The organism is Bradyrhizobium sp. G127, assembly GCF_021502575.1.
GTDB lineage: Bacteria > Pseudomonadota > Alphaproteobacteria > Rhizobiales > Xanthobacteraceae > Afipia.
The window spans coordinates 1,216,373-1,231,899 of sequence record NZ_JAKFGN010000002.1; the positions used below are offsets into that span (position 1 = coordinate 1,216,373).

The following is a 15,527-nucleotide window of genomic DNA, read 5'->3' on the forward strand; positions in this document are numbered from 1 at the left end:
ATGGACGTGGCGAGGCTCAAGAACAGAACCTTCGATGAGATTCAGGTCGGAGACGAAGCCTCGCTGGTCCATGTTGTCGGACGCGACGATATTGCCTTGTTCGCTGCTGTTTCGGGCGATGAGAACCCCGCACATCTCGACGTAAACTATGCCTCCGCCGACATGTTCGGTCACATTGTTGCGCATGGCATGTGGACGGGCGCGCTCGTCTCCGCGGTACTAGGCACCAAGCTACCGGGACCAGGCACTGTCTATCTGGGACAGGACCTTAAATTCCTGAAGCCAGTTACCCCCGGCGACACAATTACTGCCACAGTCACTGTCCGGGAAAAACGGTCAGGCAAGCGGATCGTGCTGCTCGATACCGTCTGTACCAATCAGAGAGGCGATAAGGTGCTATCCGGCATCGCAACCGTGATGGCTCCGGACAAAGCCGTTGAATGGCCACGGACCAAGCTGCCGGACATATCCATCCGTCGGCACGACCGTTATGACGCCTTTGTAATGGAGGCTCGAAGCCGGCCGGCGATTAGCGCCGCCATCGTACATCCCTGTTCTCCTGAAGCAATTCTCGGCGCTATTGAGGTCCGGGACGAGGGCTTGCTAGAGCCATTGCTGATCGGACCAGAAATGAAGATCCGCGCCGCCGCCGAAGCGGCGCACGCTTCGCTCGATGGCCTCAGGATTGAATCCGTCGCGCATAGCCATGCCGCAGCCGCCCGCGCCATCGAACTTGCAGCCACCGGCAAGGTTTCCGTGCTCGTGAAAGGCAGCCTCCACACCGACGAACTGCTGGAGGCCGTGGTCGCTTCGGATTCGGGTCTCCGGACAGAGCGGCGCATGAGCCACATCTATGCGATGGACATCCCGGCCTATGCAAAGCCGCTCATCGTGACCGACGCGGCGATCAATATACGGCCGACCCTCGAGCACAAACGCGACATCTGCCAGAACGCCATTGATCTCCTGCACAGGCTGGGGATGGAAGAACCGCTGGTGGCGGTGCTTGCCGCCGTCGAGACCGTAAACTCCAAGATGCCGTCGACACTCGACGCAGCAGCCTTGACCGTAATGGCGGCGCGAGGCCAGATTACGGGAGCAAAGGTCGACGGTCCTCTGGCTTTCGACAACGCCATCAGCCCGGATGCCGCGCGCACCAAGGGCATTATCTCGCCGGTTGCGGGCCAGGCCGACATTCTGCTCGTGCCGGATCTCGAAGCCGGAAACATGCTGGCCAAGCAACTGATCTACTTCGCCGGAGCGATCGCCGCCGGTCTCGTGCTCGGCGCGCGCGTTCCGATTGTTCTAACCAGCAGATCCGATTCCCTGAAGGCGCGGATCGCATCCGCAGCGCTGGCCAAGCTGGTTGCAGCGCCCCGCCCCGTGAAAAGCCTGCCGTCATGAGCGCGGACTTGTTGCTTACGTTCAACGCAGGCTCCTCGTCGATCAAGATCGGCGTGTTCGAAATCGATCGATACAGCACCCACCGGCTCGCCAGCGGTATGATCGATTTCCGCAAGGCTCCGCTGCAATTTCACGTCACGGAAGGTCCCGCGATCTTCAACGTCGATCTCAGGACCAAAGCCTCGGAAGATCTGAGCGAGATCCTGTCGGAAACTTTCGGTTGGCTCGCGAAGCATTTTAACATTCAACGCGTCACCGCGGTCGGCCATAGGGTCGTGCATGGCGGCGATACATTCGCCGGCCCGGTTCGCATCGACGAGTCCACGATCAAGGCGATCGATGCGCTGACGACGCTCGCGCCGTTGCATCAACCTCAATGTCTGCGGCTGATCCGCGCCATTCAGAAGCTACGGCCTGACGTGGCGCAGGTCGCCTCCTTCGATACCGCTTTTCATCGCACCAATATCGAGAGCGCACGGCGTTTCGCAATTCCGCGGAAGCTGCATGATGACGGCATCAAGCGTTACGGCTTCCACGGGCTGTCTTACAAGTATATCGCTGGCGAACTGACGCGCCGCAATCCCGAAGCAGCAAGAGGAAAAGTCATCGTCGCCCATCTCGGCAGCGGGGCAAGTCTGTGCGGGCTTAAGGCAGGCGTGAGCCTGGATAGCAGCATGGGCTTCTCCACCCTTGACGGCATTCCGATGGCTACCCGATGCGGCGTCCTCGATCCAGGCGTAATTCTGCATCTGCTGGGACCGCTGGGTCGTTCAATCGCCGAAGTGGCAGATATTCTTTACAAAAAAAGCGGGCTTCTCGGCGTGTCAGGCATCAGCGCCGACAGCCGCGAGCTTTTGATGAGCAACCGACCGGAAGCGAGAGAAGCGATCGATCTCTTTACTTTCCGCATCGCCGGCGAAATGGCCCGGATCGCAGCGACACTCGGCGGCCTCGACGCTATCGTCTTCACGGCCGGCATCGGCGAGCACCAGCCGTTTATCCGCGCCGCAGTCAGTGAACGGCTGAGTTGGCTCGGACTGGAACTCGACCCTGTTTGCAACGATGCGAATACCGAAACAATCAGCACCACGTCGAGCCGGATCGCCGCCTATGTGATCCAAACGAACGAAGAGCAAGTCATCGCGGATGAAGCCTTCTCCGTTCTGCATGAAGCAGCTTCAGCTATATAGCTGTATGCCCAGTTGCGGATGCGACGTCGTGGCGAGGATTTCCTGAAAACGTCTAGTGACGTTTCTCGCTCATCAGCGCGGGGCCGAAACAAACAGCAAAGCCGAGGAAGGCGGCGGCCCAGGCAAAGGCGGCCATATGCAGCAATGGACCGCTCCAGGCCGGCACGATGACCGCGCAGATACGGGCCAGCGCGGCGATCACGATCGCCACATAGATTCCCTGCGTTGTGGGTGAGGCAACTAGTTGCTGGCCGGTATGGCCAAGACTCGCACGGGTCATCACCGCGAGCGTCATGACACCAGCGGCCCCCGCCATCCATGCATGGATGCCCGCGCTCGGGGGAACAAAATCGAGGGCTGCGGCAGCGGCCAGCAAAAAGCCTGCCGGGATAAACGCGTATCCGATATGCAGGATGAGAACGAGGCGCTCACGGGACGTACGATCGCCAGCCCACCGGCCGAGGCGGATGATGTGCAGAACTGCCATCAGGGTAAGCAGAATGCCGACGAGCAGGCCATCCTGACGGACGACCCACACCAGCAATGCCGCGGCGCTCAGGATGACGATTGCCATGTCAAATCTGGCAAAGGGAGATGGCAGGCGTCCCGGGTTTTCGCGAACCAGCCAGTTACGGGTGAAGCTGGGAACGATGCGGCCGCCGATCAACAGGATCAGCAGAACGACGACGGCGATGCCTGCACGAATGCCGTAGTCCGCTGCACCTGCGAAATGAGCTTCGAGATGAAAAGCGATATTCCCGACGAGCAGGAGCGCGATCAGCGCGACAACCTTGAGATTGCCCCAGTTGCGTCCCGCGAAAATTTCGCGGCCGGCAGCAGCCGCAATCAATGTCAAAAAGCTGATATCGATCAGCATGGCCGCGAACCAGCCGATCTGTGCCGAGCAGGTTACTGCGAAACGTCCCAGCACCCAGACCACGACCAGCGCGAGCAAGGGCGCCCCCTGAATGGGTAGCCGCCCGGTCCAGTTCGGAATCGCCGTGAACAGAAAGCCGGTAATGACGGCTGGCAAGTAGCCATACAGCATTTCATGGACGTGCCAATCGCGTGGCACGAATGCGGTTCTCAACGTTAGCTCGCCGAGAAACATCGGCAACCACGCCAGAATGGCAAGTCCTGCGTACGCCGCGCCGAGCAGAAAGAATGGCCTGAATCCGTAGGACAAGACGGCAGGACCCTGATAGCGCCGCAATCGCGGCACCGGTGTATGTTGGGCTGTCATGTCATCACCTTGGTCAACCGCTCCTCAATACAGGATCAGACCTCTCGGCTCGTGCCATTCGGTGCACGCCAAATCGCCAAGTTTCTAGGCTTGCTGAAGCCGGACGCGCCAAACATCGGGACCTTGCGCAAGATAGGTCCAGCGGCAATGCGCGCCATGCTTTGCTTCGAGCTGATAGCGCAGCGGCTTGGGATCATGATCCACCACCAGTTGAAGACTGCTCTCCGGCCCAAGTTGCTCGAATAGCTGGAAGATGATGGTGTGACGATGACGTGGGTCAATATCCCGCACGTTGATCACTCTCTCCGACGCATCGAGATCTTCGGACATCGGCCACTCCTCTCCCGGCAAGTCCGTCGGCTGAATTGACGACCTTGGATTAAAGATATATATTATATATATCTTATAGGAGATGGCCGTTTATGCAAGCACCATCTCCTGGAAATAAGAGATAAAGCGAGCGAACAGCGTTCAGGCTGCAGGTTTGATCCCAAAATCCTTAGGACTAAGGATCAGATCGGCCAGTGTGTAGCCATCCAGCGTTTGGATAAATGCGGTCAGCGCTTTATTGAGCGCGCCACGCAGCCGACAGCGCTGCGTGATCAGGCAATTGTTATCGGCGGTGAAACATTCAACCAGAGCAAAGTCCGGTTCGGTCGCACGAATGACATCACCAAGCCTGATCGCGTTCGGACGCTTGGCCAGCGCCAGACCACCCGATCGCCCGCGAATCGCTTTCAGATAACCGGCCCGGGTGAGCTGGTTTACGACCTTCATCAGATGCGCGCGCGAGATTCCGTACAGTTCGGCCGTTTCTTCGATGGTGATCAGGTTGTCGCCGCGTGCAGCCGCGTACATCAGTACACGAAGCGCATAGTCGGAAAAATGTGTCAAACGCATCGCAGGGTCCGAGCGTTATGGGCCAAAAGGCGGCCCAAGAATCTCTCACCTTAAAGATGCACGATAGAGGTATCTTTGCAAGATCAGATTGCCTGTTAGGCAAAGGCCCTTGATGCGGGATCAGAAACTGCGCCGTCTGGGCTTTCGCGTGTCGGTCTTTTGTGCAGGCCGATGCTGCAAACTGCCCCACATAAAGGCGCTAACAAGAGTAAAGAATACCGCAAGCATACCAATTGACAGAAGTTCGGCATCAATGGACATCGAATAATCTCCTCTCCATTGTTAAAATTATATCGAATCGGGATGCACCGTCCTTGAGAAGAATCAATCCTTCTTTCATTCCGACGCGCCGGCCACAATCATCCCATCCAAGCCAACGCTTCCGCGCGGGCCAGATTCAATAAGCGAATTCCCTTCGGAACGTTGACGATCACTTTCTCGCGCTCGAGCCGGGTGAATGTCCGGCTGACGGTCTCGATTGTCAGGCCAAGAAAATCTGCGATATCCCGGCGCTTCATCGGCAATGGCAAAGTCTTCGGCACTTCGCCAAGTCGCGCGAGCCGGTCTCGCCAGCCGATCAGAAACTGCGCAACTTTCTGCTCCGCCGAACGGCTGCCGAGCAAAAGCATCTGATTCCGGGCCATGTGAAGTTCCCGCACCTCGAACTCATTCATTCGGCGCAACATGTTCGGTTTGGATTCAACAAATCGCGCGAACCCCTCCCTGGAAAACCGGCAGGCTACAATCGGCGTTATTGCATCGGCGGAGAAGCTGTAGCGGTCGGAGAGTGTCGTTCCGAGAAAGTCTCCCGGTAACGCAAACCCGATAATATGGCGGCGTCCATCGGGCAACAGTTTGTATAACCGCGCGACGCCCTGCGTGAGGCTATAGACCCTGCTCGCACTCTCATCTTCCGAGAACAAGGCCTCCCTCGATGCAAAGCAGGTTTCCTGCCCGAGCTTTTCCAGATCATGTAGTTCGGCCGAATCAAGCACCGCGCACAGACTGAGCGCACGAGCCCGGCAGTTGAGGCACCGACGGGGACAGTCGCCGGACAATCGCGGGAGGACCAACTGTGGCATCAGGCTCTTCCAGGATGGGTGTTTGACCTGCATTTGATTCACGCAATCCGCTTGCGGCCTCCAGGTAGTTATGTCCACGAAACGCTTATATTTATGCGATTTACCGGCATTCCATTGATGCAAATCAATGTTCAGGAAGCCCTGTCATTTGCGCTAGAGCAATGCCGCAGAACTCTCCGTCCGGCATACTTTTGAAAGGTTAGAATAAGGGTCGGAGGTCGGACTATGGGCTTTCCAGACATCCTGAAGACATGGCGCTCCCGTTGGGCGGCAATCCATCACGTCAGATCCCTCGAAAAGCATCAGCGAGGAGCACTGGCTCGCGATCTTGCGCTGCCCGAAAGCAACGTGATCCGCCTGATTGCCCGCGGCAACCGCACCGAAAATGAGTTGCATTACCTGACGTCCTTGCTTGGACTGGATATGAAGTCCGTCGGATCGAGCAACCCCGGTCTTGCGCGCGACATCAGCATCGCCTGTTCCGAATGCGCGGCAATAAAGCGTTGCCGGCGAGAACTCGACGCAGGGTCGGCTCGTACGCGCTACCATGCCTATTGCCCGAATGCCCAAACGTTCGACGATCTCCGGCAGGAAGTCCTTAAACGCAATCACCAGATTATGGCTGAGAGGGTTGGCCGTCGCGAGTGACAGGGACACACATTCGTCTCCGGAGAATGCAGTTATCGGTTCACAAGCACATGGCGGCTACCGGAATTTCGCAAGCCACTTACCAACTTGGTCGGCATTATCCGCCAGTTCGGTTGAGAATTCGCCGGCAAACTCTCTCCAGGCGTTCAGGTTACGCGACGGCACTCCAATAATGGCGGGAATACCGCGCTCAAGCGCCTTCGCCATTAGACCGCACATCCCACCGCCGTCGGCCTCCACCTTGCCGAATTTGTTCAGCACAAGAAGCGCAGGATCTCTGTCGAGGCTGCTTTCGACTTTCATTGAAGCGTCGACCAGCGCCGCTACGTCGAGACGACACCCCCTTGCGCCCGCGCCACGATCTTCAAAAAGCAGGGTGCGGTGACCGCTCGCGAGATCCTCGAGCAGCACATCGCATCGTTTGTCAGCCCCTTCGCATGCCGGATGCTGCAGAACTCCCGAAAGCACCAGCCGGCGGGAACGGCATTCCTTGACAATCCATTTGAATATCTCGTCCGGATATTCCTCGTCCGCATAGACAATCGCGGCAAGGCTTGATTCAAGCTGCCGCGCGGAATCAGGCGCCGGGGCGGAATGCAATGCAAACATCGGAATTAACCTCGATTGGACGTGCCCCGATCAGTTCGAGACAGTACGGGATCGCCGGAAAGATGGCGTTCAGACAAACATCGATTGCCGTAGGCCGGCCGGGCAGATTGACTATCAAAGAGCGATTGCGCGTACCGGCGGTCTGACGCGACAAAATTGCCGTTGGGACATGGTCCAGACTCACCCGCCGCATCAATTCACCGAAGCCCGCCAGTTCGCGGCCAATGACCATACGCGTCCCCTCCGGGGTGAGGTCGCGTGGAGCCGGGCCGGTTCCGCCCGTTGTCAGGACGAGATCGCAACCCTCGCGATCTGACAATTCGATCAATGCATTGGCCACGCTTTCCGCGCCATCCGGAATGATCTTGAAAATGACGATCCAGTTCGAGCGAATGACCCTCTCCAGAAAGTCGCTGACCGCCTTTCCGCTCTTGTCCTCGTACACGCCCCGGCTCGCACGATCTGAAACGACAAGGATACCGATCCGCGCGAGCGTTTTTGATCCAACGACATTTTCTGATTTGTCGAATCCGAGACTCATGAACAGCCTCCGCTTCCTCCGCACGTGCATCCCGCGTGCGAATGGCCGGTATCGGCGTGAGCCGCTGGCGGGGCTTCGTCCTGCTTCAGCGACCATCCGACCATGTAGGTCAGGCAACCAGCGCCCGGGTCTGTTGCGCGCTCGAGCATATTCATCAGGCCAAGCCAGTCTTCGCTGCCCGCAAGATTGGCAAAACGCCGTACAGCCCCGGAGGCATATTCGCCGACGCTCTCCCCGAACCGGATCGTCATGGCATCGACACGCGCCAGCAAGACAATATCGCCACAGGCAACCAGCGCTTCGGCAGCATAGGCTTCATCGTTAAAGCCGCGAATGATTTCACCGAGCTGCATGAGGCGTTCCTCTCTATTGGACCAGCGGCGTATCGGCGGCGGTAAGCGAAACGCCGGTGATCTCGGCCCGGCCCGCAAGGATCGAGATGTATTGCGCCAGCGCCCGGTGTTCGACACTGGATGCCAGATAGTCGGCGATCCGCTCCCGTGCGATCTCGAAAGGCAACATCTGCCCTTCCGCACGACGATCCAGACGCACAACGTGGAAACCGTATCGGGTTTCGACGACGGCAATATCCCCTGGCTGCATTCGCTCCAGCGCCGTCTCGAATTCCGGAACGGTTTGTCCGTGGGTGATCTGGCCGAGATACCCGCCCTCCAACGCCGATGTCGTGCAGGCAGAGTGATTGGTGGCAAGATCTGCAAAAGCGGCACGGTCCGATTTCACGGCCGCAAGGATCGTATCGGCAGTCGCCCGCGCCTCGGCACGCGCAGCCATGTCGCCCCCCGGGGCGGCGATAAGAATGTGAGCTGCCTCATAGAGATCTCCAGAACGAAACCGCTGGCGGTTCTGTTCGTAAAACCGCCGGCAAGCTGCTTCGTCCGGTTCGGGTGTGACGACTTCACGCTCGACCAGCGTGCGCATCGCTGCCTCGTCCGCGGTCTCGGTGCGGCCATCGGGATCGCTGAGCGGCACCGCCTCGATGCCGAGGCGCGCGGTTTCCTGGAGCAGCAATTCACGCACAACCAACGCGCGAGCCGCCGCCTGCCACGCCAGAATTGGCTTTTCCGCAGGATGGTTCTGCACTTCCCTCGCGATTGCCTCGCGAGGGATCACCACCCCGTTGACACTGATCGTCTTCGGCTTCGGCAAGACATTCGAAACTGAACAATCCATGGATTTACTCCGCGGGTTGGACCGGTGGCGGGGCAACCCGGCCTCCGTTACGGCTGCGCACAACCTGATAGCCGCGGCGGCCGAGATACCAGACCGGAGCGCTCCAGACGTGGACGAGCCGCGTAAAAGGAAAGAGGAGAAAGATCGTCATACCCAAGGTCAGATGGGCCTTGAAGATCGGATGCACGTCGAGAACATAGTGGGCGGCATCCGGCTGCAGCGTGACGATGGCCTGCGCCCAGTTCATGAACTTCACCATCTCATGACCATCAAGATGGCCAGCTGACAGCGGAATGGTCGCGAGACCGAGCAGCAACTGCGCAAACAGGATCAGCAGAATCGCGGTATCGCCGAACGAAGAGTTGGCGCGAATGCGCGGATCGAACAATCGGCGATGGGTCAGGAGAGCAATGCCAACGAGGCACATCAGGCCGGCCACGCCGCCAGCGACCATCGCCAGCACCTGCTTGAAGCCGTGGGAGATGCCCATGATGTCGAACACCCAGATCGGCGTCAGCAGGCCGACGAAATGACCGCCGAAGATCACCAGGATGCCGACGTGAAAGAGGTTCGAACCCCACATCAACTGGCGACGTCGCAGCAACTGGCTCGATCCGGTGCGCCACGTATACTGCTCGCGGTCGAACCGAAAGAGACTCCCGAGCAGAAATACCGTGACGCAAAGGTAGGGATACCAGCCGAAAACGATAGAGTTGAGCGTCTGCATCATTATTGCCTCCCTTAGAGGGCTGACGGCGCGGGTTTGACCGCGCGCGTGGCATGGCGAAGGCGGGCGGCGAGGCTTTCATGCCCGCACGCACTTTGACCTTGCGTGCCCGGGCCGAACCTGACCTCCTCTTCTTCCCACGCGGCATCGAGCGCAGCGAAGTCCATTGGGTCCGGATCGGGACCTTTCAGGAGCTCATCGACAATCGCTCGTTGCGGCGCTTCAGCAACGATTGCCACAAGCGTGTCGAAGATGGCCCTGTAGCTGGACTTGCGCCGGCCGAGCCGCTCGGCCATTGCGGCCAGAATATGTGCCGGCTGAGCGAGCAGATCACGCGCCGCTGCCACTGGCTGTGTCGACAGGAATTCGAGAAACAACGGGACAAAGTCCGGCAGTTCGTTGGCTGCGATGGAAAAGCCTGCATCCTCATAGAGCTTCTTCAGATCGACCATGGCCTGGCCCCGGTCGCGACTTTCACCGTGAACGTGTTCGAACAGATGCAGGGCAAGCGTACGGCTGCGGTCGAACAGCAGGCCGTAGTCCTCCTGAAGATCGTAAAGCTCCCCGGTCGCGATTTGCTCGATCAGGATATCAAGCGCGCGCCGCTGGGCGGCTGGCACGAGGTTCTCCGAATCCAGCACGACTCTGAATTCCGGAGCCGCCATAATCAGATCCCGGGAGGGATAGGTGAGAAGCGCCGAAAGGATTTTGAACGTCTTCATCACATGATCTCCATCGGCGTTTTGTCCTTGCGCGGCGAACCGAACAGATTGACTTCGGTTTCGCCACCCGAGCATCCGTTGCCGAACGTGAAGCCGCAGGAGCCCCGCATGTCGTAGGCGTCGGCACCGACTTCGCGATGGGCAGTCGGAATGACAAACCGGTCTTCGTAATTTGCGATCGCCATGATCTTGTACATCTCGTCGATCTGTTCGGCTTTCAGTCCAACCCTCCGCGCGATCGCTTCGTCGACGACTCCGTCGATGGTCTTGGCGCGCATGAAGGCACGCATGGCAAGCATGCGCTCCAGCGCCAGCGTCACCGGCTTCTCGTCCCCTGCGGTGAGCAGGTTCGCGAGATACTTCATTGGAATACGCAGAGACTTGACGTCGGGCATTTCCCCGTCAGAGCCGATCTTGCCGGCGGACGCCGCGGAGGTGATGGGCGACAGCGGCGGCACGTACCACACCATCGGCAATGTGCGGTATTCAGGATGCAGCGGGAACGCCACCTTCCATTCCATCGCCATTTTCCAGATCGGCGATATCTTGGCGGCTTCCAGCCATGCGTGGGGAATGCCCTGCCGTTCCGCCTCGGCAATCACCGCCGGATCGTTGGGATTCAGGAAGACGTCGAGCTGCGCCTGATATAGGTCGCGCTCGTCGGGCATGCTGGCTGCTTCGGCAATCCGATCGGCGTCGTAGAGCACCACGCCGAGATAACGGATACGGCCGACGCAAGTTTCCGAACATACTGTCGGCTGGCCGGCCTCGATCCGCGGATAGCAGAAGATGCACTTCTCCGACTTTCCGGAAGACCAGTTATAATAGATCTTCTTGTACGGACATCCCGACACGCACATGCGCCAGCCGCGGCACTTGTCCTGGTCAATCAGGACGATGCCATCCTCTTCGCGCTTGTAGATCGCACCCGAGGGACACGCAGCAACGCAGGCCGGATTCAGGCAGTGCTCGCACAGCCGCGGCAGGTACATCATGAACGTGTTTTCGAACTGGCCGTAGATTTCCTTCTGCACGCCCTCGAAATTGTAGTCCTGCGACCGCTTCGCAAACTCGCCCCCCAGGATTTCCTCCCAGTTCGGACCCCATTCGATCTTCTCCATGCGTTCGCCGGAAATGAGCGAGCGTGGACGAGCGGTCGGCATCGCCGCCATCTCGGGAGCCTTCTGCAAATGCTCGTAATCGAAGGTAAATGGCTCGTAGTAGTCATCGATCTGCGGCAGATCCGGGTTGGCGAAGATATTCGCCAGAACGCGCCACTTGCCGCCGATTTTTGGCGCAATCGAGCCGTTGCGCTTGCGCGTCCAGCCGCCTTTCCAGCGCGCCTGATTTTCCCAATCCTTGGGATAGCCGATGCCGGGTTTGGTTTCGACGTTGTTGAACCATGCGTATTCCATACCTTCGCGGCTGGTCCAGACGTTCTTGCAGGTTACGCTGCAGGTGTGACACCCGATGCACTTGTCGAGATTCAGCACCATTGCGATTTGGGCACGGATTTTCATTCTGCAGCCTCCAGGCCGGGTGTGGTTGCGGCGAGCGGCGTGTCGAGCCAGTCGATCTTTGCCATCTTGCGAACGACGACAAATTCGTCGCGGTTCGAGCCCACCGTGCCGTAGTAGTTGAAGCCGTAGGATTGCTGGGCGTATCCGCCGATCATGTGTGTCGGCTTGAGCACGACACGGGTCACGGAGTTGTGGATGCCGCCGCGCTGGCCAGTCTGCTCTGAGCCCGGCACGTTCACGATCTTCTCCTGGGCATGGTACATCATGCACATGCCCTGCTTGACGCGCTGGGAGACCACCGCGCGCGCCACGAGCGCACCATTGGTATTGAAGACCTCGATCCAGTCGTTATCGACGATGCCGGCGCCTTTCGCGTCGGTTTCGCTGATCCAGACAATCGGTCCGCCGCGCGACAACGTGAGCATCAACAGGTTGTCGGTATAGGTGGAATGAATGCCCCACTTCTGGTGCGGCGTGAGGAAGTTCAGCACCATCGTCTTGTTGCCATTCGGCTTGCGGTCGATCACGGGGTTGACCGACTTGGTGTCAATTGGCGGACGATAGACACAGAAGCCTTCGCCGAATGCCCGCATCCACAGATGATCCTGATAAAGCTGCTGGCGGCCCGTAAGCGTCCGCCAAGGGATCAATTCGTGGACATTGGTGTAGCAGGCATTGTAGCAGACCTTTTCCGACTCCAGTCCGGACCATATCGGCGACGAAATGATCTTGCGCGGCTGCGCCACGACATCGCGGAAGCGGATCTTTTCATCCTCCTTCGGGATCGCGAGATGGGCATGATCGCGGCCGGTGAAGCCGCTGAGCGAATTCCAGGCCTTAACCGCAACCTCGCCGTTGGTTTCCGGCGCGAGGCTCAGCAGGACTTCACATGCATCGATGTCCGTATCGATCCGCGCGAGACCCTTGCTCGGCCCTTCCTCGGTCACCATGCCATTCAGGTGCTTGAGCAGATCGACCTCATGCTCCGTATTCCAGGTCATGCCCTTGCCGCCGTTGCCGAGCTTGCCCATCAGCGGCCCCAGCGACGTGAACTGCTTGTAGATGTTGGGATAATCGCGATCGACCACGGTTACCGCCGGCATAGTCTTGCCGGGAATCGGATCGATCTCGCCCTTCTTCCAGTCCTTTACATCGAAAGGCTGTGCGATTTCTCCCGCCGTGTCATGCATGATCGGCGTAAGGACGATGTCCTTTTCAATGCCGAGCACCTCAGATGCAACCTTGGAGAATGATTTGGCGATGCCCTTGTAAATGTCCCAGTCGCTACGCGATTCCCACACCGGATCGATCGCCGCCGTCAGGGGATGAATGAAGGGATGCATGTCAGACGTGTTGAGATCGTTTTTCTCATACCACGTCGCGGTCGGCAACACGATGTCCGAGTACATGCAGGTCGTGGACATGCGAAAATCGAGCGTGACCAGAAGATCGAGTTTTCCTTCCGGCGCGTCCTCGTGCCAAACGACTTCGGTCGGCTTTTTCTTGCCGTCCTCCCCGAGATCCTTGCCCATCACGCCGTGGCTGGTGCCAAGCAGGTGCTTCAGGAAATATTCGTGACCCTTGCCGGATGCTCCGAGAAGATTGGAACGCCAGACAAACATGTTGCGCGGCCAGTTCTTCGGATTGTCCGGATCCTCGCAGGCAAGTTTCAGTTCGCCTGATTTCAGCGCCTTCGCGATATAGTCCTTCGCCTCCAGTCCGGATGCGGCGGCCTGCTTCGACACCTCGATCGGATTGGCCTGAAGCTGCGGTGCGGACGGCAGCCAGCCCATGCGTTCTGCGCGCACATTATAATCGATCAATGCGCCATCCCACGGACCTGCCGGCGCCGTCGGCGACAGAACTTCCTTTGCGTCGAGTGTCTCATAGCGCCACTGATCGGTGTGAGCGTAGAACGCGGAAGTTGAATTCATTTGGCGCGGTGGACGGCTCCAGTCGAGGCCGAAGGCCAGCGGCAGCCACCCGCTTTGCGGACGCAGCTTTTCCTGTCCAACATAGTGCGACCAGCCACCACCGGATTGGCCCACGCATCCGCACATCACCAGCATGTTGATGATGCCGCGGTAGTTCATATCCATGTGGTACCAGTGGTTCAGACCGGCGCCGACGATCACCATCGAGCGACCGCCCGTCTTCTCGGCATTCAACGCGAACTCTCGCGCCACCGTGATGATCTGATCACGCGGCACGCCGCTGATCTTTTCCGCCCAGGCCGGCGTGTAAGGCTCCACATCGTCGTAGTTCGCAGCGATATGGGTGCCGCCCAGGCCCCGATCGACGCCGTAGTTGGCAACGAACAGATCGAACACCGATGCGACGACCGTTTCGCCGTCCGGGAGCTGAAGTGTCTTCACCGGCACGTTGCGCGTCAGAACATCGGGATGATCGGTACCAAGGAAGTGATCGTGCTCGCGGTTACCGAAATACGGAAAGCCGACTGAAGCAACGTCGTCCTGAATGTCCATCAGCGACAGCCGGAGTTTCGTCTCTCGGCCGTCAGCCGTTCTCTCCTCGAGATTCCAGTTGCCTTTCTCGCCCCAGCGGAATCCGATCGTTCCATTCGGCGCAACAATCTCACCGGAATTTTCGTCGTAGGCGACGGTCTTCCATTCCGGGTTATTGCTCTCACCCAGTTTCTTGTCGAAGTCAGATGCACGGACGAAGCGCTCCGGCACGTAGTATTCACCCTGCTTCACCAGACGCACCAGCATCGGCATGTCGGTGTACTTTCGCGCGTAATCGTTGAAGTACTTCGCCTGCCGGTCGATGTGGAATTCGCGCAGGATGACGTGACCCATTGCCATGGCGAGGGCAGCGTCGGTGCCCTGCTTCGGTGAAACCCAAAGATCGGCGAATTTCGACGCTTCGGAATAATCCGGACAGATCACAACGCTCTTGGCGCCTTTATAGCGAACCTCGGTATAGAAATGAGCATCCGGTGTACGCGTCTGCGGAACGTTGGAGCCCCACAGAATGAGAAAGCCCGAATTGTACCAGTCGGCGCTTTCCGGCACGTCGGTCTGCTCACCCCAGGTCTGCGGCGAAGCAGGCGGCAGGTCACAATACCAGTCGTAGAACGACATGCACACGCCACCGAGCAGCGAGAGATAGCGCGCACCGGCGGCATAGCTTACCATCGACATCGCCGGAATCGGCGAGAAACCGAAAATGCGATCCGGCCCGTAACTCTTCACGGTATAGGCATTCGCCGCGGCGACGATCTCGTTCACCTCGTCCCAGCTTGCGCGCACGAAACCGCCGAGACCACGCTTCTTGGTGTAGGACGCGCGCTTGTTTGGATTTTCAACAATCGATTTCCACGCCGCGACCGGCGTCATCATCACCCGCGCGTCGCGCCACAATTTCAGCAGGCGGGACCGCACCAGCGGATACTTCACGCGGTTTCCAGAATAGAGATACCAGCTGTAGCTGGCGCCACGTGCGCATCCGCGTGGCTCGTGGTTCGGTAGATCTGGCCGCGTCCGCGGATAGTCGGTCTGCTGGGTTTCCCAAGTGACAATACCGCCCTTGACGTAGACCTTCCATGAACAGGAGCCGGTGCAGTTGACCCCGTGGGTGGAGCGAACGATCTTGTCGTGTTGCCAACGCTTCCGGTAACCGTCTTCCCACGATCTGTCTTCAGTCGTCGTGATGCCGTGGCCGTCAGCGAACTCGGCTTTTGCGCGTGTAAAGAACGTAAGCCGGTCAAGAAAATGGCTCATCGTTTCT

At 58.8% G+C, this 15,527-nt stretch carries 15 protein-coding genes; 3 read left to right on the forward strand and 12 right to left on the reverse strand.

The genetic code is table 11. The annotated features are described in order from the left end of the window. Positions 1–1,404 (forward strand): bifunctional enoyl-CoA hydratase/phosphate acetyltransferase, encoded by a 1,404-nt coding sequence (locus LVY71_RS17910; RefSeq protein ID WP_235101197.1) that lies wholly within the window; start codon positions 1–3, stop codon positions 1,402–1,404. Further along, entirely contained in the window at positions 1,401–2,594 is a 1,194-nt protein-coding gene (locus LVY71_RS17915; RefSeq protein WP_235101198.1) for an acetate/propionate family kinase, read from the forward strand. Before LVY71_RS17910 ends, LVY71_RS17915 begins: the two co-directional genes overlap by 4 nt. A gap of 52 nt (positions 2,595–2,646) precedes the next feature. On the opposite strand, the gene LVY71_RS17920 is transcribed toward LVY71_RS17915, so the two are convergent. The 4 genes from LVY71_RS17920 to LVY71_RS17935 form a co-directional block, all read right to left on the reverse strand. Next, complete coding sequence (locus LVY71_RS17920) at positions 2,647–3,837, reverse strand: NnrS family protein (protein ID WP_235101199.1); 1,191 nt, start codon at positions 3,835–3,837, stop codon at positions 2,647–2,649. Between the two features lie 84 nt (positions 3,838–3,921). Continuing rightward, positions 3,922–4,167, reverse strand: a complete 246-nt coding sequence (locus LVY71_RS17925) for a DUF2249 domain-containing protein (RefSeq protein ID WP_235101200.1) — start codon at positions 4,165–4,167, stop codon at positions 3,922–3,924. 141 nt (positions 4,168–4,308) lie between these two features. Next, on the reverse strand, positions 4,309–4,737 hold the full coding sequence (locus LVY71_RS17930; RefSeq protein WP_235101201.1) for an Rrf2 family transcriptional regulator: 429 nt from the start codon (positions 4,735–4,737) through the stop codon (positions 4,309–4,311). A gap of 359 nt (positions 4,738–5,096) precedes the next feature. Continuing rightward, positions 5,097–5,819 (reverse strand): Crp/Fnr family transcriptional regulator, encoded by a 723-nt coding sequence (locus LVY71_RS17935; RefSeq protein ID WP_349629901.1) that lies wholly within the window; start codon positions 5,817–5,819, stop codon positions 5,097–5,099. A gap of 225 nt (positions 5,820–6,044) precedes the next feature. Between LVY71_RS17935 and LVY71_RS17940 the strand changes: the two genes are divergently transcribed. Then, a complete protein-coding gene (locus tag LVY71_RS17940) occupies positions 6,045–6,467 on the forward strand; it encodes a DUF6455 family protein (protein ID WP_235101203.1) in 423 nt (140 codons plus the stop codon). Between the two features lie 57 nt (positions 6,468–6,524). Here LVY71_RS17940 and LVY71_RS17945 read toward each other — a convergent pair whose 3' ends face one another. The 8 genes from LVY71_RS17945 to LVY71_RS17980 are packed head-to-tail and all read right to left on the reverse strand — an operon-like array spanning position 6,525 to position 15,520. Further along, positions 6,525–7,076, reverse strand: a complete 552-nt coding sequence (locus tag LVY71_RS17945) for a DUF2478 domain-containing protein (protein ID WP_235101204.1) — start codon at positions 7,074–7,076, stop codon at positions 6,525–6,527. Then, a complete protein-coding gene (gene mog, locus LVY71_RS17950; protein ID WP_235101205.1) occupies positions 7,045–7,617 on the reverse strand; it encodes a molybdopterin adenylyltransferase in 573 nt (190 codons plus the stop codon). Before mog ends, LVY71_RS17945 begins: the two co-directional genes overlap by 32 nt. After that, on the reverse strand, positions 7,614–7,970 hold the full coding sequence (locus LVY71_RS17955) for a hypothetical protein (RefSeq protein ID WP_235101206.1): 357 nt from the start codon (positions 7,968–7,970) through the stop codon (positions 7,614–7,616). Before LVY71_RS17955 ends, mog begins: the two co-directional genes overlap by 4 nt. A 13-nt stretch (positions 7,971–7,983) precedes the next feature. After that, positions 7,984–8,808 (reverse strand): peptidylprolyl isomerase, encoded by an 825-nt coding sequence (locus LVY71_RS17960; protein ID WP_235101207.1) that lies wholly within the window; start codon positions 8,806–8,808, stop codon positions 7,984–7,986. 4 nt (positions 8,809–8,812) lie between these two features. Then, on the reverse strand, positions 8,813–9,538 hold the full coding sequence (narI, locus tag LVY71_RS17965; protein ID WP_235101208.1) for a respiratory nitrate reductase subunit gamma: 726 nt from the start codon (positions 9,536–9,538) through the stop codon (positions 8,813–8,815). 11 nt (positions 9,539–9,549) lie between these two features. Next, the gene (narJ, locus tag LVY71_RS17970) at positions 9,550–10,257 is read right to left on the reverse strand and encodes a nitrate reductase molybdenum cofactor assembly chaperone (RefSeq protein WP_235101209.1); all 708 of its coding nucleotides are present in this window, start codon (positions 10,255–10,257) and stop codon (positions 9,550–9,552) included. Then, complete coding sequence (gene narH / locus LVY71_RS17975) at positions 10,257–11,777, reverse strand: nitrate reductase subunit beta (RefSeq protein ID WP_235101210.1); 1,521 nt, start codon at positions 11,775–11,777, stop codon at positions 10,257–10,259. The genes narJ and narH overlap by 1 nt, the downstream gene beginning before the upstream one ends. Continuing rightward, positions 11,774–15,520, reverse strand: a complete 3,747-nt coding sequence (locus LVY71_RS17980) for a nitrate reductase subunit alpha (protein WP_235101211.1) — start codon at positions 15,518–15,520, stop codon at positions 11,774–11,776. The genes narH and LVY71_RS17980 overlap by 4 nt, the downstream gene beginning before the upstream one ends. Between the last annotated feature and the right edge of the window lie 7 nt (positions 15,521–15,527).

Coding starts and splice junctions, on each gene's coding strand:
- LVY71_RS17910 (WP_235101197.1), top strand. CDS start 1: ATGGACGTGGCGAGGCTCAAGAACAGAACCTTCGATGAGATTCAGGTC.
- LVY71_RS17915 (WP_235101198.1), top strand. CDS start 1,401: ATGAGCGCGGACTTGTTGCTTACGTTCAACGCAGGCTCCTCGTCGATC.
- LVY71_RS17920 (WP_235101199.1), bottom strand. CDS start 3,837: ATGACAGCCCAACATACACCGGTGCCGCGATTGCGGCGCTATCAGGGT.
- LVY71_RS17925 (WP_235101200.1), bottom strand. CDS start 4,167: ATGTCCGAAGATCTCGATGCGTCGGAGAGAGTGATCAACGTGCGGGAT.
- LVY71_RS17930 (WP_235101201.1), bottom strand. CDS start 4,737: ATGCGTTTGACACATTTTTCCGACTATGCGCTTCGTGTACTGATGTAC.
- LVY71_RS17935 (WP_349629901.1), bottom strand. CDS start 5,819: ATGCCACAGTTGGTCCTCCCGCGATTGTCCGGCGACTGTCCCCGTCGG.
- LVY71_RS17940 (WP_235101203.1), top strand. CDS start 6,045: ATGGGCTTTCCAGACATCCTGAAGACATGGCGCTCCCGTTGGGCGGCA.
- LVY71_RS17945 (WP_235101204.1), bottom strand. CDS start 7,076: ATGTTTGCATTGCATTCCGCCCCGGCGCCTGATTCCGCGCGGCAGCTT.
- mog (WP_235101205.1), bottom strand. CDS start 7,617: ATGAGTCTCGGATTCGACAAATCAGAAAATGTCGTTGGATCAAAAACG.
- LVY71_RS17955 (WP_235101206.1), bottom strand. CDS start 7,970: ATGCAGCTCGGTGAAATCATTCGCGGCTTTAACGATGAAGCCTATGCT.
- LVY71_RS17960 (WP_235101207.1), bottom strand. CDS start 8,808: ATGGATTGTTCAGTTTCGAATGTCTTGCCGAAGCCGAAGACGATCAGT.
- narI (WP_235101208.1), bottom strand. CDS start 9,538: ATGATGCAGACGCTCAACTCTATCGTTTTCGGCTGGTATCCCTACCTT.
- narJ (WP_235101209.1), bottom strand. CDS start 10,257: ATGAAGACGTTCAAAATCCTTTCGGCGCTTCTCACCTATCCCTCCCGG.
- narH (WP_235101210.1), bottom strand. CDS start 11,777: ATGAAAATCCGTGCCCAAATCGCAATGGTGCTGAATCTCGACAAGTGC.
- LVY71_RS17980 (WP_235101211.1), bottom strand. CDS start 15,520: ATGAGCCATTTTCTTGACCGGCTTACGTTCTTTACACGCGCAAAAGCC.